This is a genomic window from Pseudomonas sp. A39 (genome assembly GCF_058145955.1).
Genome location: NZ_JBYVMD010000004.1, coordinates 115,593 through 138,597, shown reverse-complemented (window position 1 = coordinate 138,597; position 23,005 = coordinate 115,593). Strand labels below are relative to the sequence as shown.

24 protein-coding genes are annotated in these 23,005 nt (G+C 61.4%); 14 read left to right on the top strand and 10 right to left on the bottom strand.

Translation table 11 applies throughout. The annotated features are described in order from the left end of the window. Window positions 1-78 precede the first annotated feature (78 nt). The 10 genes from nuoG to AC3ZU9_RS04565 all read left to right on the top strand — a co-directional run bounded on the left by nuoG (window position 79) and on the right by AC3ZU9_RS04565 (window position 10,968). The gene (nuoG, locus tag AC3ZU9_RS04610) at window positions 79-2,793 is read left to right on the top strand and encodes an NADH-quinone oxidoreductase subunit NuoG (RefSeq protein ID WP_490090366.1); all 2,715 of its coding nucleotides are present in this window, start codon (window positions 79-81) and stop codon (window positions 2,791-2,793) included. Then, window positions 2,790-3,797 (top strand): NADH-quinone oxidoreductase subunit NuoH, encoded by a 1,008-nt coding sequence (gene nuoH / locus AC3ZU9_RS04605; protein WP_122811581.1) that lies wholly within the window; start codon window positions 2,790-2,792, stop codon window positions 3,795-3,797. Before nuoG ends, nuoH begins: the two co-directional genes overlap by 4 nt. 11 nt (window positions 3,798-3,808) lie before the next feature. Continuing rightward, window positions 3,809-4,357, top strand: a complete 549-nt coding sequence (gene nuoI, locus AC3ZU9_RS04600) for an NADH-quinone oxidoreductase subunit NuoI (RefSeq protein ID WP_003174725.1) — start codon at window positions 3,809-3,811, stop codon at window positions 4,355-4,357. A 9-nt stretch (window positions 4,358-4,366) separates the two neighbouring features. Beyond that, on the top strand, window positions 4,367-4,870 hold the full coding sequence (nuoJ, locus tag AC3ZU9_RS04595; protein ID WP_003174726.1) for an NADH-quinone oxidoreductase subunit J: 504 nt from the start codon (window positions 4,367-4,369) through the stop codon (window positions 4,868-4,870). A gap of 2 nt (window positions 4,871-4,872) precedes the next feature. Then, window positions 4,873-5,181: an NADH-quinone oxidoreductase subunit NuoK gene (gene nuoK, locus AC3ZU9_RS04590; RefSeq protein WP_003174727.1), complete on the top strand. Its 309-nt coding sequence runs from the start codon at window positions 4,873-4,875 to the stop codon at window positions 5,179-5,181. Then, entirely contained in the window at window positions 5,178-7,031 is a 1,854-nt protein-coding gene (nuoL, locus tag AC3ZU9_RS04585; RefSeq protein WP_012724955.1) for an NADH-quinone oxidoreductase subunit L, read from the top strand. The genes nuoK and nuoL overlap by 4 nt, the downstream gene beginning before the upstream one ends. A 40-nt stretch (window positions 7,032-7,071) precedes the next feature. Continuing rightward, window positions 7,072-8,604: an NADH-quinone oxidoreductase subunit M gene (gene nuoM / locus AC3ZU9_RS04580; protein WP_490090365.1), complete on the top strand. Its 1,533-nt coding sequence runs from the start codon at window positions 7,072-7,074 to the stop codon at window positions 8,602-8,604. 7 nt (window positions 8,605-8,611) lie between these two features. Beyond that, on the top strand, window positions 8,612-10,075 hold the full coding sequence (gene nuoN / locus AC3ZU9_RS04575; protein ID WP_012724956.1) for an NADH-quinone oxidoreductase subunit NuoN: 1,464 nt from the start codon (window positions 8,612-8,614) through the stop codon (window positions 10,073-10,075). Window positions 10,076-10,313: 238 nt separating this feature from the next. Then, complete coding sequence (locus tag AC3ZU9_RS04570; protein ID WP_490090364.1) at window positions 10,314-10,664, top strand: toxin; 351 nt, start codon at window positions 10,314-10,316, stop codon at window positions 10,662-10,664. Further along, window positions 10,654-10,968, top strand: a complete 315-nt coding sequence (locus AC3ZU9_RS04565) for a helix-turn-helix domain-containing protein (RefSeq protein WP_010209571.1) — start codon at window positions 10,654-10,656, stop codon at window positions 10,966-10,968. The genes AC3ZU9_RS04570 and AC3ZU9_RS04565 overlap by 11 nt, the downstream gene beginning before the upstream one ends. Window positions 10,969-11,028: 60 nt before the next feature. Here the strand turns inward: AC3ZU9_RS04565 and AC3ZU9_RS04560 are convergent, their stop codons facing one another. Both AC3ZU9_RS04560 and AC3ZU9_RS04555 read right to left on the bottom strand, forming a co-directional pair. Continuing rightward, window positions 11,029-11,781 (bottom strand): outer membrane beta-barrel protein, encoded by a 753-nt coding sequence (locus tag AC3ZU9_RS04560; protein ID WP_046035530.1) that lies wholly within the window; start codon window positions 11,779-11,781, stop codon window positions 11,029-11,031. A 133-nt stretch (window positions 11,782-11,914) separates the two neighbouring features. Next, complete coding sequence (locus AC3ZU9_RS04555) at window positions 11,915-12,742, bottom strand: arylamine N-acetyltransferase family protein (RefSeq protein ID WP_490090363.1); 828 nt, start codon at window positions 12,740-12,742, stop codon at window positions 11,915-11,917. 120 nt (window positions 12,743-12,862) lie between these two features. Here AC3ZU9_RS04555 and AC3ZU9_RS04550 point away from each other — a divergent pair, with 120 nt between their 5' ends. After that, window positions 12,863-13,099, top strand: coding sequence for a DUF6555 family protein (locus AC3ZU9_RS04550; RefSeq protein ID WP_012724960.1), 237 nt, complete (start codon window positions 12,863-12,865; stop codon window positions 13,097-13,099). Window positions 13,100-13,180: 81 nt separating this feature from the next. Here AC3ZU9_RS04550 and AC3ZU9_RS04545 read toward each other — a convergent pair whose 3' ends face one another. Both AC3ZU9_RS04545 and AC3ZU9_RS04540 read right to left on the bottom strand, forming a co-directional pair. Then, a complete protein-coding gene (locus AC3ZU9_RS04545; RefSeq protein ID WP_046035532.1) occupies window positions 13,181-13,381 on the bottom strand; it encodes a DUF6021 family protein in 201 nt (66 codons plus the stop codon). A 34-nt stretch (window positions 13,382-13,415) separates the two neighbouring features. Next, window positions 13,416-13,592 carry a hypothetical protein gene (locus AC3ZU9_RS04540; RefSeq protein WP_163825853.1) on the bottom strand — a complete coding sequence of 59 codons (177 nt, stop codon included), beginning with the start codon at window positions 13,590-13,592 and terminating at the stop codon, window positions 13,416-13,418. A gap of 113 nt (window positions 13,593-13,705) precedes the next feature. On the opposite strand from AC3ZU9_RS04540, the gene AC3ZU9_RS04535 reads away from it, so the two are divergent. Next, complete coding sequence (locus AC3ZU9_RS04535; RefSeq protein ID WP_093541527.1) at window positions 13,706-14,227, top strand: DUF3087 family protein; 522 nt, start codon at window positions 13,706-13,708, stop codon at window positions 14,225-14,227. A gap of 60 nt (window positions 14,228-14,287) precedes the next feature. On the opposite strand, the gene AC3ZU9_RS04530 is transcribed toward AC3ZU9_RS04535, so the two are convergent. The 5 genes from AC3ZU9_RS04530 to AC3ZU9_RS04510 all read right to left on the bottom strand — a co-directional run bounded on the left by AC3ZU9_RS04530 (window position 14,288) and on the right by AC3ZU9_RS04510 (window position 19,014). Then, window positions 14,288-15,418 (bottom strand): MFS transporter, encoded by a 1,131-nt coding sequence (locus AC3ZU9_RS04530; protein ID WP_490090362.1) that lies wholly within the window; start codon window positions 15,416-15,418, stop codon window positions 14,288-14,290. Between the two features lie 70 nt (window positions 15,419-15,488). Continuing rightward, on the bottom strand, window positions 15,489-16,853 hold the full coding sequence (locus AC3ZU9_RS04525) for an MFS transporter (RefSeq protein ID WP_490090361.1): 1,365 nt from the start codon (window positions 16,851-16,853) through the stop codon (window positions 15,489-15,491). An 86-nt stretch (window positions 16,854-16,939) separates the two neighbouring features. Then, a complete protein-coding gene (bufA1, locus tag AC3ZU9_RS04520; protein WP_371913989.1) occupies window positions 16,940-17,326 on the bottom strand; it encodes a BufA1 family periplasmic bufferin-type metallophore in 387 nt (128 codons plus the stop codon). Between the two features lie 233 nt (window positions 17,327-17,559). After that, window positions 17,560-17,958: a hypothetical protein gene (locus AC3ZU9_RS04515; RefSeq protein WP_490090360.1), complete on the bottom strand. Its 399-nt coding sequence runs from the start codon at window positions 17,956-17,958 to the stop codon at window positions 17,560-17,562. Window positions 17,959-18,138: 180 nt separating this feature from the next. Next, on the bottom strand, window positions 18,139-19,014 hold the full coding sequence (locus AC3ZU9_RS04510; RefSeq protein ID WP_012724968.1) for a Dyp-type peroxidase: 876 nt from the start codon (window positions 19,012-19,014) through the stop codon (window positions 18,139-18,141). A gap of 138 nt (window positions 19,015-19,152) precedes the next feature. Here AC3ZU9_RS04510 and AC3ZU9_RS04505 point away from each other — a divergent pair, with 138 nt between their 5' ends. Both AC3ZU9_RS04505 and AC3ZU9_RS04500 read left to right on the top strand, forming a co-directional pair. Beyond that, a complete protein-coding gene (locus tag AC3ZU9_RS04505) occupies window positions 19,153-20,769 on the top strand; it encodes an NADP-dependent glyceraldehyde-3-phosphate dehydrogenase (RefSeq protein ID WP_012724969.1) in 1,617 nt (538 codons plus the stop codon). Between the two features lie 40 nt (window positions 20,770-20,809). Further along, window positions 20,810-21,871, top strand: coding sequence for an FUSC family protein (locus AC3ZU9_RS04500; RefSeq protein ID WP_490090359.1), 1,062 nt, complete (start codon window positions 20,810-20,812; stop codon window positions 21,869-21,871). A 181-nt stretch (window positions 21,872-22,052) separates the two neighbouring features. Here the strand turns inward: AC3ZU9_RS04500 and AC3ZU9_RS04495 are convergent, their stop codons facing one another. Then, the gene (locus AC3ZU9_RS04495) at window positions 22,053-22,811 is read right to left on the bottom strand and encodes a TetR/AcrR family transcriptional regulator (protein WP_012724971.1); all 759 of its coding nucleotides are present in this window, start codon (window positions 22,809-22,811) and stop codon (window positions 22,053-22,055) included. Window positions 22,812-23,005 lie beyond the last annotated feature (194 nt).

The following is a 23,005-nucleotide window of genomic DNA, read 5'->3' as shown; positions in this document are numbered from 1 at the left end:
GGCTGTGTTGATGCCCATGAATAACAAGATTCCATTAGCCACGCCCGCTGACAACGGGCCAACGAAGAACTTTGAACCATGGCCACTATCCACGTAGACGGCAAAGCGCTCGAAGTCGATGGGGCGGACAACCTGTTACAGGCATGTCTCTCACTCGGCCTCGACATCCCGTATTTCTGCTGGCACCCCGCGCTTGGTAGCGTCGGTGCCTGTCGCCAGTGCGCGGTCAAGCAGTACACCGACGAGAACGACACGCGTGGTCGTATCGTCATGTCCTGCATGACCCCAGCCACCGACAACACCTGGATCTCCATCGACGATGAAGAATCCAAGGCGTTCCGCGCCAGTGTCGTCGAATGGCTGATGACCAACCACCCCCACGACTGCCCGGTCTGTGAGGAAGGCGGTCACTGCCACCTGCAAGACATGACGGTGATGACCGGCCACAACGAGCGCCGCTATCGCTTCACCAAGCGTACCCACCAGAACCAGCAACTGGGCCCGTTCATTTCCCACGAAATGAACCGCTGCATCGCCTGCTATCGCTGCGTGCGCTTCTATAAGGACTACGCCGGCGGCACCGACCTCGGCGTATTCGGCGCCCACGACAACGTGTACTTCGGTCGCGTTGAAGACGGCGTACTTGAAAGCGAGTTCTCCGGCAACCTCACCGAGGTCTGCCCGACCGGTGTGTTCACCGACAAGACTCACTCCGAGCGCTACAACCGTAAGTGGGACATGCAATTCTCGCCGAGCATCTGCCATGGCTGCTCCAGCGGTTGCAACATCTCCCCAGGCGAGCGCTACGGCGAACTGCGTCGCATCGAAAACCGCTTCAACGGCTCGGTCAACCAGTACTTCCTGTGCGACCGGGGCCGTTTCGGCTATGGCTACGTCAACCGCGAAGACCGCCCACGCCAGCCGCTGCTGGCCGATGGCGCCAAGCTGAGCCTCGACGCGGCGCTGGATAAAGCCGCCGACCTGCTGCGCGGCCGTAACATAGTCGGTATCGGTTCGCCGCGTGCCAGCCTCGAAAGCAACTACGCGTTGCGTGAGCTGGTGGGCGCCGAGCACTTCTACTCCGGTATCGAAGCCGGTGAGCTGGAGCGCATCCGCCTGGTCCTGCAAGTGCTGAACGACAGCCCGCTGCCCGTTCCGAACATGCGCGACATCGAAGATCACGATGCGATCTTCGTGCTCGGTGAAGACCTGACCCAGACCGCCGCGCGTATCGCGCTGTCGCTGCGCCAGTCGGTGAAAGGCAAGGCCGAAGACATGGCCGACGCCATGCGCGTCCAGCCTTGGCTTGACGCCGCGGTGAAAAACATCGGCCAGCACGCGCTGAACCCGCTGTTTATCGCAAGCCTCGCTGAAACCAAGCTCGACGATATCGCCGAAGAATGCGTCCATGCGGCTCCAGATGACCTGGCGCGCATCGGTTTTGCCGTGGCCCACGCCCTGGACGCCAGCGCACCGGCCGTCGAAGGCCTGGACGCTGAAGCCGGTGAACTGGCCCAGCGCATCGCCGACGCCCTGTTGGCCGCCAAGCGCCCATTGATCATTGCCGGCACCTCCTTGGGTTCCAAGGCGCTGATCGAAGCCGCCGCCAACATCGCCAAGGCCTTGAAGCTGCGCGACAAGAACGGTTCCATCAGCCTGGTCGTGCCGGAAGCCAACAGCCTCGGCCTGGCCATGCTCGGTGGCGAGTCGCTGGACGCCGCGCTGCAAGCGGTGACCGACGGCGACGCCGACGCCATCGTGGTGCTGGAAAACGACCTGTACACCCGCACCGATGCCGCCAAGGTTGACGCTGCGCTGAACGCCGCCAAAGTCCTGATCGTCGCCGACCACCAGAAAACCGCCACCAGCGAGCGCGCCGACCTAGTGCTGCCGGCCGCCACCTTCGCCGAAGGCGACGGTACCCTGGTCAGCCAGGAAGGCCGCGCCCAGCGCTTCTTCCAGGTGTTCGATCCGAAGTACATGGACGCCAGCATCCTGGTCCATGAAGGCTGGCGCTGGCTGCATGCCCTGCGCGCCACCCTGCTGAACCAGCCAATCGACTGGACTCAGCTCGACCACGTCACCGCCGCCGCCGCCGCAAGCGCGCCGCAGCTGGCACGGATCGTCGACGCCGCACCGTCCGCCGCGTTCCGCATCAAGGGCATGAAACTCGCCCGTGAGCCGCTGCGTTACTCCGGTCGTACCGCCATGCGCGCTGACATCAGCGTGCATGAACCGCGTACCCCGCAAGACAACGACACCGCGTTCGCCTTCTCCATGGAGGGTTACTCGGGTTCGGTCGAGCCCCGTCAGCAGGTGCCGTTTGCCTGGTCGCCGGGCTGGAACTCGCCACAGGCCTGGAACAAGTTCCAGGACGAAGTCGGGGGTCATATCCGCGCTGGCGACCCAGGCACCCGCCTGATCGAGACCCAGGGCGACTCGCTGAACTGGTTCGCTGCCGTACCGCGTCCGTTCAACCCGGCCCAGGGCACCTGGCAGGTTGTGCCGTTCTTCCACCTGTTCGGCAGCGAAGAGAACTCTTCGAAAGCCGCGCCGGTACAAGAGCGCATTCCAGAAGCCTACGTGTCCCTGGCCAAGTCCGAAGCCGACCGCCTGGGCGTCAACGACGGTGCCCTGCTCAGCCTGAACGTGGCCGGCCAGACCTTGCGTCTGCCGCTGCGCATCAATGAAGCATTGGGTGCCGGCCTGGTTGCACTGCCTAAAGGCCTCGCCGGCATTCCACCGGCGATCTTTGGCAAAACCGTTGACGGTCTGCAGGAGGCAGCGCAATGACCTGGTTCACCCCTGAAGTGATCGACGTGATCATCTCGGTCGTCAAGGCCGTCGTGATCCTGTTGGCCGTGGTCGTCGCGGGCGCCCTGCTCAGCTTCGTCGAACGTCGCCTGCTGGGCTGGTGGCAGGACCGTTACGGTCCGAACCGCGTTGGCCCATTCGGCATGTTCCAGATCGCTGCCGACATGCTGAAAATGTTCTTCAAGGAAGACTGGACCCCACCGTTTGCCGACAAGGTGATCTTCACCCTGGCACCGGTCGTGGCCATGAGCGCCTTGCTGATCGCCTTCGCCGTTATCCCGATCACCCCGACCTGGGGCGTGGCGGACCTGAACATCGGCTTGCTGTTCTTCTTCGCCATGGCCGGTCTGTCGGTCTACGCGGTGCTGTTCGCCGGTTGGTCGAGTAACAACAAGTTCGCCCTGCTGGGCAGCTTGCGGGCCTCGGCCCAGACCGTGTCCTACGAAGTGTTCATGGGCCTCGCGCTGATGGGCATCGTGGTGCAGGTCGGCTCGTTCAACATGCGCGACATCGTTGAGTACCAAGCGCAGAACCTGTGGTTCATCATTCCGCAGTTCTTCGGCTTCTGTACCTTCTTCATCGCTGGCGTCGCCGTGACTCACCGTCACCCGTTCGACCAGCCGGAAGCGGAACAGGAACTGGCCGACGGTTACCACATTGAATATGCCGGTATGAAATGGGGCATGTTCTTCGTCGGTGAATACATCGGCATCATCTTGATCTCGGCCCTGCTGGTCACACTGTTCTTCGGCGGCTGGCACGGTCCATTCGGCATCCTGCCGCAGTTGGCGTTCTTCTGGTTCTTCCTGAAGACCGCGTTCTTCATCATGTTGTTTATCCTGCTGCGCGCTTCCATTCCGCGTCCACGGTACGACCAGGTGATGGATTTCAGCTGGCGCTTCTGCCTGCCACTGACCCTGATCAATTTGCTGGTGACTGCTGCCGTTGTGTTGTTGAACACGCCAGCGGCCGCGGTTCAGTGAGGATTTGACCCATGTTCAAATATATTGGCGACATCGTTAAGGGTACCGGTACCCAGTTGCGAAGCCTGGTGATGGTGTTCGGTCACGGCTTCCGCAAACGCGACACCCTGCAATACCCGGAAGAAGCGGTGTACCTGCCGCCGCGCTATCGCGGCCGCATCGTGCTGACCCGCGACCCCGATGGCGAAGAGCGTTGCGTAGCCTGCAACCTGTGCGCCGTGGCGTGCCCGGTGGGTTGCATCTCCCTGCAGAAAGCTGAAACCGAAGACGGTCGCTGGTACCCGGACTTCTTCCGCATCAACTTCTCGCGCTGCATTTTCTGCGGCCTCTGCGAGGAAGCTTGCCCGACCACCGCGATCCAGCTCACACCGGATTTCGAGATGGCCGAGTTCAAACGTCAGGACCTGGTGTACGAGAAAGAAGATCTGCTGATCTCTGGTCCCGGTAAAAACCCTGATTACAACTTCTATCGTGTTGCAGGTATGGCCGTTGCCGGTAAGCCGAAAGGCGCCGCACAAAACGAAGCCGAGCCGATCAACGTGAAGAGCTTGCTGCCTTAAGGAAGAAAGATGGAATTCGCTTTCTATTTCGCATCGGGTATCGCGGTTGTGTCCACGCTTCGCGTGATCACCAACACCAACCCTGTGCACGCCCTGCTCTACCTGATCATTTCACTGATCGCCGTGGCCATGACCTTCTTCAGCCTCGGCGCACCGTTCGCCGGTGTGCTGGAAGTGATCGCCTACGCCGGCGCCATCATGGTGCTGTTCGTGTTTGTGGTGATGATGCTCAACCTGGGGCCGGCTTCGGTCGCCCAGGAGCGCGTCTGGCTCAAGCCCGGCATCTGGCTCGGCCCGGTTGTCCTCGCAGCCCTGCTGCTGGGTGAACTGCTGTATGTACTGTTCGCTCACCAGAGCGGCCAGGCCATCGGCCACACCACCGTAGACGCGAAAGCCGTGGGCATCAGCCTGTTCGGCCCGTACCTGCTGGTGGTCGAACTGGCGTCGATGCTGCTGCTCGCCGCAGCCATCACTGCCTTCCACTTGGGCCGCAACGAAGCCAAGGAGCAATGACGATGCCTGCTATCCCTTTGGAGCATGGTCTGGCGGTCGCCGGCATCCTGTTCTGCCTTGGCCTGGTCGGCCTGATGGTCCGCCGTAACATTCTGTTCGTGTTGATGAGCCTGGAAATCATGATGAACGCCGCCGCACTGGCGTTCATCGTTGCGGGTGCACGTTGGGGCCAGCCGGATGGACAAGTCATGTTCATCCTGGTGATCAGCCTGGCAGCCGCCGAGGCCAGTATTGGCCTGGCGATCCTGCTGCAACTGTATCGTCGCTTCCACACGCTTGATATCGACGCTGCCAGTGAGATGCGCGGATGAACATGATCTTTCTGACTTTCGTATTCCCCCTGATCGGTTTCCTGCTGCTGTCGTTCTCCCGTGGACGCTGGTCGGAAAACCTCTCGGCCCTGGTGGGCGTGGGTTCCATTGGCTTGTCGGCCATCGTTGCCGCCTATGTCATCTGGCAATTCAACGTGGCGCCGCCGGAAGGCGGTCACTACACCCTGGTACTGTGGCAGTGGATGTCGGTGGAAGGCTTCAAGCCTAACTTCGCCCTCTACGTCGACGGCCTGTCGATCACCATGCTCGGCGTGGTTGTCGGCGTGGGCTTCCTGATCCACCTGTTCGCGTCCTGGTACATGCGCGGTGAAGCGGGTTACTCGCGCTTCTTCTCGTACACCAACCTGTTTATCGCCAGCATGCTGTTCCTGGTGCTCGGCGATAACCTGTTGTTCCTGTACTTCGGTTGGGAAGGCGTGGGCCTGTGCTCGTACCTGTTGATCGGTTTCTACTACAGCAACCGCAACAACGGTAACGCGGCACTTAAAGCCTTTATCGTCACCCGGATCGGCGACGTGTTCATGGCCATCGGCCTGTTCATCCTGTTCCAACAGGTGGGCACGCTGAACATCCAGGAACTGCTGGTGCTGGCACCGCAGAAATTCCAGGTCGGCGACTTCTGGATCACCCTGGCCACCCTGATGCTGCTGGGCGGCGCCGTGGGTAAATCCGCGCAACTGCCCCTGCAAACCTGGCTGGCGGACGCGATGGCGGGCCCTACCCCGGTTTCCGCACTGATCCACGCGGCAACCATGGTCACCGCCGGTGTCTACCTGATCGCCCGTACTCACGGCCTGTTCACCCTGGCGCCGGATATCCTGCATCTTGTAGGCATCGTCGGTGGCGTGACCCTGGTACTCGCCGGTTTCGCCGCGCTGGTGCAGACCGATATCAAGCGGATCCTCGCCTACTCGACCATGAGCCAGATCGGCTACATGTTCCTGGCCCTGGGCGTTGGCGCCTGGGACGCGGCGATCTTCCACCTGATGACCCACGCCTTCTTCAAGGCCTTGCTGTTCCTGGCCTCCGGTGCGGTGATCGTTGCCTGCCACCACGAGCAGAACATCTTCAAGATGGGCGGCCTGTGGAAGAAGCTGCCACTGGCCTACGCCAGCTTCATCGTCGGTGGCGCCGCACTCGCAGCCCTGCCGCTGGTGACCGCCGGTTTCTACTCCAAGGACGAAATCCTCTGGGAAGCCTTTGCCAGCGGTAACCAGAACCTGCTGTACGCAGGCCTGGTGGGTGCATTCATGACCTCGCTGTACACCTTCCGCCTGATCTTCATCACCTTCCACGGTGAAGCCAAGACCGAAGCACACGCAGGCCACGGCATCTCGCATTGGCTGCCATTGTCGGTGCTGATCATCCTGTCGACCTTCATCGGCGCGCTGATCACCCCGCCATTGGCCGGTGTACTGCCGGAAAGCGCCGGCCATGCCGGTGGCGCCGCCAAGCACAGCCTGGAAATCGCCTCGGGCGCCATCGCCATCGCCGGTATCCTGCTCGCGGCCCTGCTGTTCCTCGGCAAGCGTCGCTTCGTGACAGCCGTTGCCAACAGTGGCATTGGCCGCTTCCTGTCAGCCTGGTGGTTCGCCGCCTGGGGCTTCGATTGGATCTACGACAAACTGTTCGTCAAGCCCTACCTCGCCATCAGCCACATGCTGCGTAAAGACCCGCTCGACCAGACCATCGGTTTGATCCCGCGTGCCGCCAAGGCCGGTCACACCGCCCTGAGCCGCAGCGAAACCGGCCAATTGCGTTGGTATGCAGCTTCCATGGCGGCCGGTGCCGTGCTGGTGATCGGCGCCATCGTGGTGGTGGCGGTATGACTATGAACTTTGCGAACTTGCGAAAGGAAACGAGCCCGTCATGATTCTGCCCTGGCTAATCCTGATCCCCTTTATCGGCGGCCTGCTCTGCTGGATGGGTGAACGCTTCGGCGCCACCCTCCCCCGCTGGATTGCGTTGCTGACCATGTCCCTGGAACTCGCACTCGGCCTCTGGCTGTGGGCCCATGGCGACTATTCATTTGCTCCGGCACCGGATGTCGATCCGACCTTCGCGCTTGAATTCAAGCACGTGTGGATCCAGCGCTTCGGCATCAATGTGCACCTGGCCCTCGACGGCCTGTCGCTGTTGATGATCCTGCTGACTGGCCTGCTGGGTATCCTCTCGGTACTCTGCTCCTGGAAAGAGATCCAGCGTCACGTGGGCTTCTTCCACCTGAACCTGATGTGGATCCTGGGCGGCGTGGTCGGCGTGTTCCTCGCCCTCGACCTGTTCATGTTCTTCTTCTTCTGGGAAATGATGCTGGTGCCGATGTACTTCCTCATCGCGCTCTGGGGTCACAGTTCTTCGGACGGCAAGAAAACCCGGATCTACGCGGCGACCAAGTTCTTCATCTTCACCCAGGCTTCCGGCCTGATCATGTTGGTGGCGATCCTGGGCCTGGTACTGGTCAACTTCAACAGCACGGGCGTGATTACCTTCAACTACGCCGACCTGTTGAAGACCAAGATGTCCCTGACCACCGAGTACATCCTGATGCTGGGCTTCTTCATCGCCTTCGCGGTGAAGCTGCCGGTGGTGCCGTTCCACTCCTGGTTGCCTGACGCTCACGCCCAGGCGCCGACCGCCGGTTCCGTGGACCTGGCCGGTATCCTGCTGAAAACCGCTGCCTACGGCCTGCTGCGTTTCGCCTTGCCGCTGTTCCCGAATGCTTCGGCCGAGTTCGCGCCGATCGCCATGACCCTGGGTCTGATCGGGATTTTCTACGGCGCGTTCCTGGCCTTCGCACAAACCGACATCAAGCGTCTGATCGCCTTCTCGTCCGTTTCCCACATGGGTTTCGTACTGATCGGCATCTACTCCGGCAGCCAACTGGCGCTGCAAGGCGCGGTGATCCAGATGTTGGCCCACGGTGTTTCGGCCGCTGCACTGTTTATCCTGAGCGGTCAGCTGTACGAGCGCCTGCATACTCGTGACATGCGTGAAATGGGTGGCGTGTGGTCGCGCATCGCGTACCTGCCGGCGATCAGCCTGTTCTTCGCTGCTGCATCCCTGGGCTTGCCGGGTACCGGTAACTTCATCGGCGAGTTCCTGATCCTGATGGGTGCCTTCGTGCAGACGCCGTGGATCAGTGCGATTGCTACCTCCGGCCTGGTGTTTGGTTCGGTCTACTCGCTGATCATGATCCACCGCGCCTACTTCGGCCCGGCCAAGTCCGACACCGTCCTGCAAGGGATGGATGCGCGCGAACTGATCATGGTGCTCGGCCTGGCGGTACTGCTGATCTACATCGGCGTGTACCCGCAACCGTTCCTGGACACTTCTGCCGCAACGATGCATGGCGTGCAGCAGTGGTTCGGCACCGCCTTCTCTCAACTCGCTTCGGCCCGGTAAGAGCGCTATGGAATTCACGATCCAACACTTTATCGCGCTTGCGCCGCTGCTGATCACCAGCCTCACCATCGTGGTGGTGATGCTGGCGATCGCCTGGCGCCGCAATCACTCGCAAACGTTCCTGCTGTCCTGTGCCGGTTTGAACCTGGCCCTGCTCTCGATCATCCCGGCCCTCAAGGTCGCACCACTGGCGGTCACGCCATTGATGATGGTCGATGACTTCGCGTTGCTGTACATCGCGCTGATCCTGGTCGCGACCCTGGCTTGCGTCACCCTCGCCCACGCCTACCTCGGCGAAGGCGGCACTGGCTACCCAGGCAACCGCGAAGAGCTGTACCTGCTGATCCTGCTGGCTGCGGCCGGTGGCATCGTGCTGGTCAGCGCGCAGCACCTGGCGGGCTTGTTCATCGGCCTGGAACTGCTGTCGATCCCAACCTACGGCCTGGTGGCCTATGCCTTCTTCAACAAGCGCTCCCTGGAAGCCGGCATCAAGTACATGGTGCTGTCGGCGGCCGGTTCCGCGTTCCTGTTGTTCGGTATGGCCCTGCTCTACGCCGAAGCCGGCAACCTGAGCTTCACCGGTATCGGTCACGCCCTGGCGGCCACCAGCATGCCTGCGCCGATTGCCCAGTTGGGCCTGGCCATGATGCTGATCGGCCTGGCGTTCAAGCTGTCGCTGGTGCCCTTCCACTTGTGGACCCCGGACGTGTACGAAGGCGCCCCGGCGCCGGTGGCTGCGTTCCTGGCTACCGCGTCGAAAGTGGCTGTGTTTGCGGTGATGGTGCGTCTGTTCCAGATCTCCCCTGCCGCCAACACCGGTGTGCTGAGCACCGTACTGACCGTGATCGCCATCGCGTCGATCCTGTTCGGCAACCTGCTGGCCCTGACGCAGAACAATCTCAAGCGTCTGCTGGGTTACTCGTCCATCGCTCACTTCGGCTACCTGCTGATCGCCCTGGTGGCGAGCAAAGGCCTGGCCGTGGAAGCCATGGGCGTGTATCTGGTCACCTACGTGATCACCAGCCTCGGCGCGTTCGGCGTGATCACGCTGATGTCCTCGCCGTTCAAAGGCCGTGACGCCGACGCCCTGTACGAATACCGCGGCCTGTTCTGGCGCCGTCCGTACCTGACCGCCGTACTGACCGTGATGATGCTGTCCCTGGCCGGTATCCCGCTGACTGCCGGCTTTATCGGCAAGTTCTACATCGTCGCAACCGGCGTTGAAGCGCACGAGTGGTGGCTGGTTGCCTCGCTGGTCCTGGGCAGCGCCATCGGCGTGTTCTACTACCTGCGCGTGATGGTCACCCTGTACCTGATCGAGCCAAACCTGCGTCGTGTGGATGCCGAGCTACATTGGGAACAGAAGGCAGGCGGCGTGATGCTGCTGGCCATCGCCCTGCTCGCGTTCTTCCTGGGTGTTTACCCACAACCGTTGCTCACCCTGGTGCAGCACGCGGTGCTGGGCGTTTGATCGCTTAGCGGGATGCAGTAAACAAAACGGCGCCTTCGGGCGCCGTTTTGCGTTTCTGGGGCCGGTGCTTTTACCCTCCTCTACTCAGGGAAATTTCCTCCTCCACCTGCCTCCTTATCTGGCATCTACCCGATGAGGGCCGCCGTATGGTGTTTGCGTTTTAGGAAAGTTCCCACAGCAGGGTCACTTGACCCAAGGCGGGTGGGCCACCAAACTATACGCAGGCTACGTACAGAACATGGATGCTCTATTTATCGAACTGCCGGCCTTCGAGCGGCATCGCAAGGACTATCTGAGTGACGAGCTTTTCCACGGTTTCCAACAGGCGTTGATGAAGAACCCGGAAGCGGGAGACGTGATCGAGAGAACAGGCGGTTTACGCAAGGTTCGCTTTGTCGACGAACGACGCAACAAAGGCAAGCGCGGTGGCCTGCGGGTCATTGACTACTGGTGGTCGGGCGGCACGCAATTCTGGTTATTCACCCTGTACGGCAAACATGAACAGGACGACCTGACGCCACAGCACAAAAAAGCCCTAAAACACATGCTGGACAGGGAAATCAAAGCGAGAACACATCATGAAACGTGAAATCTTTTCCGAACTGGTCGAAGGCTTCGACGCCCTCGCAAACGAACGCCAAGGCAAAGTCACCCTGCGGACCCACAAGGTTCATCTCAACAACCTGGAGCCGCTCACCGCAGAGGAAGTGGTCGCCGTGCGTCAACAGCTCAACCTCTCCCGTGCCGTCTTCGCCATGTACCTGCGCACCAACACGCGTACGCTGGAAAACTGGGAGCAAGGCCGGGCCAAACCTAATGCCCAGGCCGCCACCCTGATTCGCCTGGTGGCGCGTTTTCCCGAGACCGTGGCACAACTTGCGGCGTTGGGTTGACCTGCAATGACCCCAATAAAAACGCCCCGAACATTCGGGGCGTTTTCCATTACAACGGCGTCAGAATGCGATACCGACCTTGAACCCGTACTCATCACGCTTGAGCTTGGTGTTGTCGGCCACGTCGGAATCACCGTCGAGCTTGTATTCGGTGCGGGTGTAGTACAGGCCTGCCATCACCGGCAAGTCGCCTTTCTGATTCATCAGCAGGCTGACTTCGGCGTATGGGTTGGTGCGGTCCTTGAGGTCCACGGTGTCGCTGCCAACATCATCCACCTTGAGCCTGGTGCGGCCATCGATAGTGCGACGGGCGCCGGCTTCGACGCGCAGGGTCATGTCATCGAACTGGTGGTTGTAGCCCAGGGCCGCCTTGGCGAACGGTGATTTATTGGTGAGCTTCACATCAAGGTTGTTGATTTCCGGCTCGTAGCGGGTCCAGCTGTAGCCACCGCCCACGATCACGTCGACAAAGTTGCGCGCATCCAGCGCGGCGCGCCAGCCGAGATCCAGGTCGGCCTGGCCTTCCTTGAGTTTGTTGTCGCTCTTTTCGCCGTACTTGGCTTCGATACCGGCTTGGTAGATGAAACCGGATTCGGCGGTGAGCTTGTTGCCAAAGTTGTAGAACAGGCCCGCTTCCGGCATGTGGCTCTTGTCGCTTTGGCTGCCGCCTTCGAATTTGAAGTCGTTGTAGCTGCCCAGGATCCCGAAGGTGGAAATCGGGTCGGTGGACGGTGCGGCGAACACCGCAGCAGGCGCAGCGACCAGCGCCAGCAGCGAGGAACCCTTGAGAAATTTTCCGAATAGCTTGGACATCGTTTTACATCTCCTTGTCTGGTGAGCAAATTATTCAGGAACCGCTTCGAACCCTTGCTGGCGCGAAAGGTTCGAATTAATTTGCACCGATTTGAAGGTAAAACGGTTCAGCGAAGGCTCTGGATCAATACTCTCAAGAAACAGCCACTACGAGGCTATCAAGGATCTGGCGAAGCGACGCCGAGACCGGCACCTGAATGTCAAAGGTCCTGCCCAGCACATCCAGCAGCTCATCGGCACTGCCAAGCGTGCGTTTTTCGCTCGGCCGATCCAGGTAATGAACCGCGTAGCTGGCGTTGTTCAAGGTATAGCGTTTACCCGGCGCCAAGCGTGCGACTTTCAGCTGGCCCACAAAGGGCGAGCCCGGGTGCGTGGAGACGTACCAGTTGCCGATTTCATAGTCGATGCCCGTCTGTACTTGCAGATCGAACACATACAAGCCGCGCCACTCCCCGGCCACTTGCGCCCACAGCGTGTAACTGCCCTGCCCGTCGAAGGTCAGGCGATAAGGTTCATGCGCCGTGACCTGCAGCGCTTCAGTGTCCAACTGCAACGGGCTGCTGGGCACCATGCCGCCAAAGCCGACATCGCTGATATAACGCACGCCGTCCAGGGTCACCAGGCTCAAGCGATGGGTGCGCGCCGTGTGCGCATCCGGCGGCCCTCCCATCACCACCCGGCCGGTAATGCCGCGTGCATCAAAGCCGAGTTCCTGCAACAGCGCCAGGAACATCTGGTTCAGCTCATAGCAATAACCACCCCGTCCCTCCAGCAGCACTTTTTGCTCGACACTGGGCAGGTCGATCGGCACCGGCAGGCGCATCAACGTCGACAGGCTTTCGAAAGCAAAGGTGCACACATGGCGCAGTTGCAGAGCCTGCAACGTCTGCAAGGTCGGCGCTGGCGGCGCGTCATAGCCCAGGCGTTGCAGATAGAGGCGGCTATGGGTCAGCAGAGGCATGGCGCAATCCTTGGGCGCGAGATGAAGACGTCACTATGCCGCGCCAGCATGCAGATTGTCATTTTGAATGAACCTTTTTGAACGCTCCCGTATCCATCTATAACAACACAGGGAGGCAACATGAGTACCGCAAAAATCTACACCATCCACTACCAACTGCATGGCAAACCGAAGTCCTTTGTGGTGCGTGCCGAAGTGATGAACAACGCCGAGGCCTGGCACTGGGCGGCGGTCGATGCCGATATTGCGCACGTGAGTCGCGTGGGCCGCGTGGGGCACGAGCAGGTGAAGAAAACGACTCGGCCGTGGGCTGAGAAGTTTGGGATTACTGAAGTGACGTGGGTTGCGCCGAAGTAATCAGATGTCGCTAGACGAAGAAGGAAAGAATGCAACACCACCTGTGGTGAGGGAGCAAGCTCCCTCATCACAACGCTGGTTTTATGGCTTCAAGTCGCCCAACGGATCATAGGCCGGCTTCTTTTCATCCTTGTCTTTCTTGTCCTTATCCAACGGTGCAATAGCCGGGCCGATAGGATCAACCTGCGGATCCGCCACGTCCGGCGAATCCGGGTCAAAACCCAACTCATCCTTACCGCTGGAATGCTCGTCTGAAGACGGGCCTTTCGGAGTATCAATCACGGTGCTCTCCTTATAAGAAACGGACGGGCCTTGTTTAAAGCGGGCGGGCTTTGTCGTGGAGGTTTTCCAGGTCTTCCTCTACGCGTTCTACGTCGTCGTCCTGACGCTCCGCTGGGTCGTTGGGACGCAACGCATCGTTGTCGCGCTCCTCCTCACCGGGTGTGCGGTCAGGGTTCGGGGTACCGGGCGGTGGCTGGTTGTATTCAGACATGATGGTTCACCTCAAAGGGTCTACACAGGTTTAGAGAAACCGCCCTGCGCCATCGTTCAACTTGTTTGCCCAAGCGTGAGATGATGCTGGCCCCTTCTGGAGATACGACCCGGATGTTCGAGCTCAAACCCTGCGACCCTGTCACCTTCCGCCAGCAGACCCGGCGCAGCACGCTGATTGTCGCGGTGCTGTTCCTGGCCCTGGCCATGTTGCTGTCGAGCCTGGCAGTGATGCTGTTCGGCGAGCCCGGCGGTGACAATTTACGTTTCAATGTCGGCGGCGTTTTCGCCGGGGTGCTGATCACCGTGGCGCTGGTGCGTGGCCCCTTCTGGACTCAGCCGTGGCTGGCGCCGGCGGTGTATGGCTGGCAACTCAAGCGCTGCCTGATGAGCGTGACCAATGTGATGCACAAGGTCACCGAGCAGGTCCAGGCCAGTGACCCGACGGCGATCAAAGTGCTGCGTTTCTATCACCTGGGCCTCACGCAGATGCATGAACTGGATGCCAACTCCAGCGCCCAGGTGCAGTTGGTCGCCGAGGTCGAGGCACATAAAGCCAAGATGCAGGCGCTGGGGATCGATATCGAGCAAACCCGTTTCGACCCCGCCTGGCTGCAAGTGCTTAAAAGCGCTTAAACCTGAGGGACTCGCACGCTTACGAAATGCTCTTGAACGGACACACACCACCTCACGGCGTCAGTTGGAAAGCTTTGCCCGCCAACAGAACACCGCGCTCACCGCAATCGCCAAGCCCGCCAGACCGAACACCCAGGGTGCCGAGGCAATCGGCAGCAGCAGGCCGGCGAGCAAGGGCCCGAGGCCGGCGCCGATATCCCGCCACACGGCATTCGAGGCCAGGGCCGACACGCGCATCGAACCGGGGTTGCGCTCGGCCACCAAGGTGGTCACCAGCGGCAGTTGCAGCGCGCGCAGCACCAGCACCGCCGCCGCGCCGACGATCACCCAGTAACTGCCGAATGCGGTCAGGGCCAGGGCACTCAGGAACGAAAACAGCAGCAGCATCGAGGTGGCGCCAAAGCGCTGGGCCGCGCGGCCGCCCAGGGGGCTCAGGAGCATTTCCGAGACATAGCGCAGCGCCATCAGGCCACCGGCGATCAATACCGCATCACCGCCCAGCAGCTTCTGCGCCTGGATCGACAGGCCGAAGATAAACAGGCCATCCAACGCCACCCCTTCGATAAACGACCACACCGCCACGCTGTCCGGCCACTTGAAGCGCCGCCCCGGCGTGCTGTGCAAATCATGCCCCATCGTCGGCAAGCCGCGCGCCATCCACACGCCCACCAGGCAGCACCCGGCCAGAATCAGAAAGATCGGACGCGGCCCGGCCCACAGCGTCAACCAGCCGCCCAACGGCAGCGCCAGCATCGGCCCGAGGGCGATCAGCGCACGGGAACGCCCGGCCCGGCGTGCGGCGCCGGCCGGTTCCGAGGTAGCCAACACTTGGGTGGACAGGTTCAACGCGGCAAAACACAGGCCCCACACCAGCCGCAGCCCCAACAACGCAGCGAAACCCGACAACAGCGAGTTGCCCACGGCGCACAGGGTCGCCGCACCGGCGGCAATCATGCAGGTCAGGCGGTCGCCGTTGCGCGCGTAGAAATTGAGCACATGCCGGTAGCCGAAAATCCGCACCAGGCGGTTAGCCGCCAGCAGCACCCCGGCCTGGGCCAGGGTGATGCCGAACGCCTGGGATTCCATCGGCAGCAGCAGGTACAGCAGCACATCACTGGGCAAGCATAAAGCCAGGGTCAGCGCAGCGCGGCGGGAGTTCGTATCAGCGGTACGGAGGGCCAGGCTGGACATAAATCTGAAACATCCCGAAATATTCAGGTCGCCACGGTAGCCTTCCACACCGGCGTTTTACAACGCCCAATCATGGCTTTTTCCCATAGGGCAACAGACGCAAGCCACTCGCCACGGCCCCCACCGCTGCAAACCCGCAGCCCAGCCACAGCGCAGAGTGCGGGCCGCTGGCCAGGGACAGGTGGAAACACAAGGCCACCAGCGACGCCCCCAGCGTTTGCCCCAGTAAGCGCGAAATCGCCACGATGCCGCTCGCCCCACCGCTGCGGGCCAACGGCGCACTGGTCATCAACGCCTTGAGGTTGGGTGACTGGAAGAATCCAAACCCGGCGCCGCACAGCGCCATGCGCCAGCCGATATCAAACGCCGAGGCGCCGCTGTCCAGACTGGCCAATGCGGCCATCCCCACGCTGAGCATCAACAGGCCGATGCCGCACAGCAAACCCAGGGACACCCGGTCGGCGAGGCGCCCCGCCACCAGCGCCATCACCGCGACCACCGCCGGCCAGGGCGTCATCAGGAAACCGGTTTCCACCTGGCTATGGCCCAGCACCGCCTGCAACAAGAAGGGCAGCGACACAAAGGCCAGGCCCTGGGCGCTGAAGGCACAAATAGCGGTCAGGGAAGACAAGGCAAACACCGGGCGCTTGAACAGGTCCAGTGCCAGCATCGGCGCCGGGTGCCCGGCCTGGCGCAGCAGCAGCAAGGCGCCGCACACCAGCGCCACGGCGATCAGGCCCAACGTCAGCGCGCCCTGAGCACCGTGCACGGCCGTGCCGAGCCCCAGCACCAGCAGGGCGAACAGCCCAGCGCACAACAACGCTGCGAGTCGGTCAAAGGCATGCCCGGTCATCGGCAACGTGGGTAATGAACGCAGGCCCAGTGCCAAGGCAAGCAAGCCCAGCGGCACGTTGATCAGGTACAGCCAGTGCCAGGTCGCCACCGACAGGATCGCCGACGCAGCAGTCGGCCCTAACGTAAATGCCAGCCCCACCACCAACGAGTTATAGCCCAGGCCGCGCCCGAGCATTTTTGACGGGTAGATATGCCGCAGCAGCGCCGTGTTGACACTCATGATCGCCGCCGCCCCCAGACCTTGCGCCACCCGCGCGGCAGTCAACGTCAGCAGCGACCCGGCCAGGCCGCAAAACAACGACGACACGATAAACAGCAGCAGCCCGCCGAGATACACCCGGCGGTGCCCCAGCACATCACTGAGCGACGCAAACGGCAGCACCGTGGCAATGATCGCCAACTGGTAGGCGTTGACCACCCAGATCACCGACGCGGAATCAGTGCCGATGCCCTCAGCCAGGGTCGGCAACGCCGTGTTGACGATGGCCGTGTCCAGGGTCGCCATGCCGATCCCCAGGGAGATCGCGATCACGGCAGGCAGGCGTTTATTGAGGGGCAACCCATCGGCAACAGAAGACATGAACAATCCGCGCAGGTGACAAAGGCCTTTAGATTAAGGGCTGCGGCGATTTTTTTCAGTGCTGGATTGGGTGGCTGTCAGTATTTTCATGTTCGCCAGTGCCCGGTCCTCGCCATCACGCCCACGGCTTCGGCAAAACCGGCTTGGGGCGCCGTATTCAGCGTGACAAGCCCCACACAACGGCTCGGCCTCAACACCGCTGCACGCGTGGCCACCCGCCCGCCCACTTCCACGCCTGCCAACACCGCCTCGGGGATATGCAGGGCATTCATCAGTTCCAGCACATCCTGGCCGAGCACGGCGTCATCCTGCTCACGCCAGGTGCCTTTGCCTGCGGCGCAATCGTTGGCACCGGCAAGGGACACGCCGAAGCATTTTTCCTGGGGCTTGGGCTCATCGGCATGGGCCACAGTCGCGAAAGCGCTGAGGGACAGGGCGAGGGTTGCCGCGAGGGCTGCGTAAGGACGCTTCATGGGGTGAGTCTCATGGCTTGACTGAGTGCGGCCAGGGCGCCTTGGGGGTCGACGACCGCCTGCGCCAACTGGTGAACAGAGTTAACGCCAGGCGTGTATCCGGTCTGTGTCGCGAACGCGATAGAACGTCATGCGGGTGTATCAGGAGGGTGCGGGGATACAGTTCGATACACAGTCACTGACACAGTGCTGAAAACCGACCCTCACCCCAGTAGGTGGAAAACAGGTCACGATCAATAGGTAATCTGCAGGGTGGGCCCTTGCACCGTCATGCAGCGATTACAGGCCAACTGGTCAGCCGCCATCTGGGGGCTCCACGGCCCGATGACACCGTCGCGCTTGCCCTTGTCATCCACTGAGTCCAGTGCGGCCATCACGTTGTCGCGATTGGGCTTGAGCAGTTCCCGGGCCAGTTGCGTTTCTTTATCTTTTTGCGCGTCGCCCGTCAGCGAACGACCGGCCACTTCGCGGATTTTGTCCGTCGTTGCATTCGGCGTCGTGGGGTGTTTGAACGCTTGGAAATTGTCACCAAAGGCTTTGGCCAGGTCCGAATCCGACATCTTCGAAAAGGGCGTGGACGCCGGACTTGGCGGCGATGAGGCGTGCGATATGGAAATACGTGAAATCAGCATGTGTGAGCGCTCCTGGACGGTTCGACGATTGCGCCTTGCATCCTGTATGACAGACGCCCGGCAGGTAGCGAGTGTGTGGCTGCGTGTGGTGAGACGGTTCCAGCGTGCCTGCGAGGCAGGCACCTGCGCGAATCAGGCGGATCGTGCTGAAACTATCCCACGCAAGCCAGCGCTCACCGTCTAGAGGTTTGCTGCCGGGAGGATCGCACTCAGGTCCAAATGGCCATCCTTCAACGGCGGGCACCAGTAGTAACCGCCGGTCAAGGGCGTGCTGATGCGGTACAGGCCATCGACAATCCCGTCTTCCAGGCCGCTCATGCGGCGCAGTTGCGCCTCGAACGCATCGAAGGAATGGCCGAACGCGAGGAACATCAACCCGGCCTGGCCGTTCTCGGCCCAGGGCATCGAGCGGCGTACCACGAAGGCTTCCGGGGTGAAGCTTTCCTGGGCGGTGCGCTTGGTGTGGGCGGATTCGGGGGCGTCTTCGAGTTCTTCGTTGTCACCATGGCGGCGGCCGATGATGTGATCGCGCTCTTGTGCAGGCAAGGCGGCGAAGCCGTCGAGGTCGTGCTGCCATTGCTGGAGGGCGGCGAAGCTGGCGCCGCTGTCGGTCAGGGCGGCTTCAACCGCCGCGTCGTCGTGGGGGTTTTCTGTGCCGTCTTCGTAGTCGGTGAGGTCGAAGCCCGTCTTGTAGCGGAAGCCTTCGATCATCTGCACCAGCCGAAACGCCGGGGCCAGGGCCTTTTCAACGGTGCGGCTGCGCAACAGTAGCTCACCGCGATCCACGCCATGCAGCCACACCCACAACGCCTGTTGGGTGGACGGGTTATGCGCGCCCGGCCCGCTGACCATCGGGAAGGCGCGCAGGCCTTCAATCCGGGCGCCGAGTGCGGTGACCAGCGGCTCACCCACCCCGATCACTGCCGCCGAATCGGCCCACTGCACCAGTGCGTCCAGCGCAGCGGGCACGGCGGCCAGGGAGTCCACGGCAAAAAACAGATGACGTGCCTGCAACGGCACCGGTGCGGCAAGAATGCCCGGCTGGTACTGACTCATGTGAACTCCTTCAAGAAAGCCGCGCAGTTTACCCGGCGAGCGCCCCTGTGCGTACTGCAAAGCGCACAAGCCTTGCCATAGAGCCCCGTGTTGGGTGACTCTCTAGTCATGTTTTGCAACTATTCCAGGGGTAGCGACATGACCACCAGCAACCTGCTCACCCAGCTGTTTCCCACCTCCGCCGCCGATATTCCCGAACAGTTCCGCCTGGCGGCGCCTATCGAACAGCGTGATTACCTGGTCGACGGCCAGTTGCAGGTATGGAGCGGCCCCTTGGCCCAAGTCCTCAGCCCGGTGCAACTGGGCGATGCACGCGTGCACATCGGCAGCACGCCATTGCTGGATGCCGACACCGCCCTCACCGCCCTCGACGCCGCCGTGCGCGCTTATGACCGTGGCCAGGGCGAATGGCCGACGATGCGCGTGGCAGACCGCATCCAGCATGTCGAAGCGTTCTTGCGGCGCATGCGCGAACAGCGTGATGCGGTGGTCAAGCTGCTGATGTGGGAAATCGGCAAGAACCTCAAGGATTCGCAGAAAGAATTCGACCGCACCTGCGACTACATCACCGACACCATCAATGCCCTCAAGGAACTCGACCGTCGCTCCAGCCGCTTCGAGCTGGAACAGGACACCCTCGGCCAGATCCGTCGCGTACCACTGGGCGTGGCGCTGTGCATGGGCCCCTACAATTACCCGCTGAATGAAACCTTCACCACGCTGATCCCGGCGCTGATCATGGGCAACACCGTGGTGTTCAAGCCGGCCAAGCTCGGTGTGCTGCTGATCCGCCCGTTGCTGGAGGCGTTCCGCGACAGTTTCCCGGCCGGGGTGATCAACGTGATCTACGGCAGCGGCCGCGAAACGGTCAGCGCGCTGATGGCCAGCGGCAAGATCGATATCTTTGCGTTTATCGGCACCAACAAGGCCGCCAGCGATTTGAAAAAGCTGCACCCCAAGCCGCACCGCCTACGTGCGGCGCTGGGCCTGGATGCGAAAAACCCCGGCATCGTGCTGCCTGAGGTGGACCTGGACAATGCCGTCAGTGAAGCCGTCACCGGTTCGTTGTCGTTCAATGGCCAGCGCTGCACCGCGTTGAAAATCCTGTTCGTGCATGAAGATGTCGTCGACAGTTTTATCGACAAATTCAATAAAAAAGTCGCCACGCTCAAGCCCGGCATGCCGTGGGAAGACGGTGTGGCGCTGACGCCATTGCCCGAAGCAGGCAAGGTGGATTATCTCAACAGCTTGGTAGCCGATGCCGCGCAACACGGCGCCAAGGTGGTGAATGAACACGGCGGTGAAAGTCGCGGCACGTTCTTCTACCCGGCGGTGCTGTACCCGGTGAACCCGCACATGCGCGTTTACCATGAGGAACAGTTCGGCCCGGTGGTGCCGATCGTGCCTTACCGTGACCTGGAGACCGTGATCGAGTACGTGCTGGACTCGGATTTCGGCCAGCAACTGAGCCTCTTCGGCACCAACGCCGTGGAGGTCGGGCGCCTGGTGGACGCCTTCGCGAACCAGGTCGGCCGTATCAACATCAACGCCCAGTGCCAGCGTGGCCCGGACACCTTCCCGTTCAATGGGCGCAAGAACTCGGCCGAAGGCACGTTGTCAGTGCATGACGCCTTGCGCGTGTTCTCCATCCGCACGCTGGTGGCGACCAAGTTCCAAGAGAGCAACAAGGCGCTGGTCAGCGACATCCTGCGCAACCGTGACTCAAGCTTCCTGACCACCGACTACATCTTCTGAAAACAACACACACCTGAATTTTGAGGCCACTTTAAGACCGATGAACCTGCCCTTCTTCGCCCGGCGCCTGCTGCGCCCCTTGCTCGACCCGTACCGCCGTTATCGCCATGCCAAGCTGATCCACGCCGTGCGCGTGTCCATCGGCTTGCTGGCCACCATTCTGCTGACCACCGGCATCAACCTGCCCCACGGTGAGTGGGCCTCGGTGACCATGCTGATCGTGATCGGCGGCTTGCAGCACCACGGCAATATCGGCAAGAAAGCCGTGGAGCGCGCCTACGGCACCTTGATCGGCGCCAGCGTCGGTTTGGTGCTGGTGGTGCAACAGGCTTATTTCGGCCAGCCGTTTTTGACCTACCTGTTGATGTCGGCGGTGTGCGGGTTCTTTTCGTATCACGCCATTGGCAAGGGCGGCTATATAGCGCTGCTGTCGGCAATCACCGTGTTTATCGTCGCGGGCCATGGAGACAACCCGATCTCGGACGGCCTGTGGCGCACGGTCGATATCCTGATCGGCATCGTCCTGGCCCTGGCGTTCTCCTTCGCCCTGCCGCTGTACGCCGTGTACTCCTGGCGCTACAACCTGGCCAGCGCGCTGCGCGATTGCGCCGAGATTTACAGCCGGATCATTAATGGCGAGTCAGTCACCGACGATCAACACCTGAAGCTGCTTAACCGGCTGAATGCGGCGATGTTGCAGTTGCGTTCGTTGATGCCGTCGGTGTCCAAGGAAGTGCGGATATCGATGACCGAACTGGACACGATCCAACGTCATCTGCGCATGTGCATCAGCACCCTGGAGATTCTCGGCAATACGCGCCCGGATCCGCGGGATGAACAGGCGACGGCACGGATGCAGGTGATGTTGAAGGCCGAGCACCGGCAGATCCGAGTGCAATTGGTGGGGATGGCGCGGGCCTTGAAGTCGGGGGTAACGGAGCGATTGGAGCGGCCGAGTCACGCCAGCGGTGCAGAGACTGCGCTGGACGTGCCGGTGTATAGCGCGTTGGATGGCTATCGGCTGCTGACGTTGCAGCTGGCGCAGAATGTGGATGCGATGCGCCAGCGGCTGGCCAAGAGTGCGGGTCGTTGGAAAATCTGAATCCGCTCGCCGAAATAGGAAAATTCCCAAACATTTACGGATTTCAAGGTTTTCACACTTTGCCTTACAAAGTTTTCACGTTTTATTCACATCGCGGAACGTAGGGTGAAGCCTCATCCGTTACAAACGTTGTACATCAAGCCCGCCGCCCCAGCGGGCTTTTTTTTGCCTGAAAAACCGCTCAGCGAGAAGCCTTGGCGACAGGCGCTGCGGCGTGCTCACGGATGGCGCGCTGAGTGTCCAGCACCTTGGCCAACGCATGTTCCGCTTCCGGGCTTTGCTGCGGGACGCGAATCGCCGCCGACACCAGGGTGATCAACTTGGCCATCACCTCGGCATCCGTCGCCGGACGGCCCAGGCTCATGGAGTTCATCAACAAGCGCAGCTCGGTGCCGGCCATCACGCCAGAAATGGCCTTCAGGGCAAACTGCAAACGCACCCCCAATTCATTGCGCGGCAGGTCCGGCAACGCCAGGGCGAAGGCTTCGAAGAAACGCTGGAACACCGGCTGGTAATGCACCTTGAGGTATTCCTGGATAAACGGCGACGTATCGCTGTACACCCGCCCCAGGAAACGGATGAACGAACGCCCTTCCCCGCTGGCGCTGGCCGGGTCGCTGCGCTCCAGGCCCATGGCCGGGGCGAACAGCACGCCGAGCAACGTGTCGCAATCCAGCGGCCCGTCGGACTCGGCTTCACAGCGGGCCAACAGTTCCAGGCGCTGCTCGTTGAGCGGCTCCAGACGCTGCTTCAGCAGGGTTTGCATCAGGGAATCCTTGTCCCCGAAGTGGTAGTTCACCGCCGCCAGGTTGACCTGGGCACGCTCGGTAATCTGCCGCAACAAAACCGCGTCATAGCCGTATTTGATGAAGAGAGCCTCTGTCGCATCCAGCAGTCGAGTCTTGGTGATGTTTGGAGCGCTGACTTTCTTCGCGACCATAGAAGTTCCACGTGGGAAATATTGTTTTAAAAAATAATTTGATTTTTTATACCGGTGCCGTCGCTCGAAAGCAAGTAGTGACACTGCGCCATATGATCGAAAGCCTTGGCCGACGGGTTCCCCGGAGCGAGGCAAGCGTGTTTTGATCCGCCTTCCGGCCCCCTGAAGTAAGCCTTTTCCCAAGCTGAAACGGC

What these genes read in the sequence shown, in the direction of transcription:
- nuoG (WP_490090366.1), top strand. Translation starts at nt 79, where the DNA reads ATGGCCACTATCCACGTAGACGGCAAAGCGCTCGAAGTCGATGGGGCG.
- nuoH (WP_122811581.1), top strand. Translation starts at nt 2,790, where the DNA reads ATGACCTGGTTCACCCCTGAAGTGATCGACGTGATCATCTCGGTCGTC.
- nuoI (WP_003174725.1), top strand. Translation starts at nt 3,809, where the DNA reads ATGTTCAAATATATTGGCGACATCGTTAAGGGTACCGGTACCCAGTTG.
- nuoJ (WP_003174726.1), top strand. Translation starts at nt 4,367, where the DNA reads ATGGAATTCGCTTTCTATTTCGCATCGGGTATCGCGGTTGTGTCCACG.
- nuoK (WP_003174727.1), top strand. Translation starts at nt 4,873, where the DNA reads ATGCCTGCTATCCCTTTGGAGCATGGTCTGGCGGTCGCCGGCATCCTG.
- nuoL (WP_012724955.1), top strand. Translation starts at nt 5,178, where the DNA reads ATGAACATGATCTTTCTGACTTTCGTATTCCCCCTGATCGGTTTCCTG.
- nuoM (WP_490090365.1), top strand. Translation starts at nt 7,072, where the DNA reads ATGATTCTGCCCTGGCTAATCCTGATCCCCTTTATCGGCGGCCTGCTC.
- nuoN (WP_012724956.1), top strand. Translation starts at nt 8,612, where the DNA reads ATGGAATTCACGATCCAACACTTTATCGCGCTTGCGCCGCTGCTGATC.
- AC3ZU9_RS04570 (WP_490090364.1), top strand. Translation starts at nt 10,314, where the DNA reads ATGGATGCTCTATTTATCGAACTGCCGGCCTTCGAGCGGCATCGCAAG.
- AC3ZU9_RS04565 (WP_010209571.1), top strand. Translation starts at nt 10,654, where the DNA reads ATGAAACGTGAAATCTTTTCCGAACTGGTCGAAGGCTTCGACGCCCTC.
- AC3ZU9_RS04560 (WP_046035530.1), bottom strand. Translation starts at nt 11,781, where the DNA reads ATGTCCAAGCTATTCGGAAAATTTCTCAAGGGTTCCTCGCTGCTGGCG.
- AC3ZU9_RS04555 (WP_490090363.1), bottom strand. Translation starts at nt 12,742, where the DNA reads ATGCCTCTGCTGACCCATAGCCGCCTCTATCTGCAACGCCTGGGCTAT.
- AC3ZU9_RS04550 (WP_012724960.1), top strand. Translation starts at nt 12,863, where the DNA reads ATGAGTACCGCAAAAATCTACACCATCCACTACCAACTGCATGGCAAA.
- AC3ZU9_RS04540 (WP_163825853.1), bottom strand. Translation starts at nt 13,592, where the DNA reads ATGTCTGAATACAACCAGCCACCGCCCGGTACCCCGAACCCTGACCGC.
- AC3ZU9_RS04535 (WP_093541527.1), top strand. Translation starts at nt 13,706, where the DNA reads ATGTTCGAGCTCAAACCCTGCGACCCTGTCACCTTCCGCCAGCAGACC.
- AC3ZU9_RS04530 (WP_490090362.1), bottom strand. Translation starts at nt 15,418, where the DNA reads ATGTCCAGCCTGGCCCTCCGTACCGCTGATACGAACTCCCGCCGCGCT.
- AC3ZU9_RS04525 (WP_490090361.1), bottom strand. Translation starts at nt 16,853, where the DNA reads ATGTCTTCTGTTGCCGATGGGTTGCCCCTCAATAAACGCCTGCCTGCC.
- bufA1 (WP_371913989.1), bottom strand. Translation starts at nt 17,326, where the DNA reads ATGAAGCGTCCTTACGCAGCCCTCGCGGCAACCCTCGCCCTGTCCCTC.
- AC3ZU9_RS04515 (WP_490090360.1), bottom strand. Translation starts at nt 17,958, where the DNA reads ATGCTGATTTCACGTATTTCCATATCGCACGCCTCATCGCCGCCAAGT.
- AC3ZU9_RS04510 (WP_012724968.1), bottom strand. Translation starts at nt 19,014, where the DNA reads ATGAGTCAGTACCAGCCGGGCATTCTTGCCGCACCGGTGCCGTTGCAG.
- AC3ZU9_RS04505 (WP_012724969.1), top strand. Translation starts at nt 19,153, where the DNA reads ATGACCACCAGCAACCTGCTCACCCAGCTGTTTCCCACCTCCGCCGCC.
- AC3ZU9_RS04500 (WP_490090359.1), top strand. Translation starts at nt 20,810, where the DNA reads ATGAACCTGCCCTTCTTCGCCCGGCGCCTGCTGCGCCCCTTGCTCGAC.
- AC3ZU9_RS04495 (WP_012724971.1), bottom strand. Translation starts at nt 22,811, where the DNA reads ATGGTCGCGAAGAAAGTCAGCGCTCCAAACATCACCAAGACTCGACTG.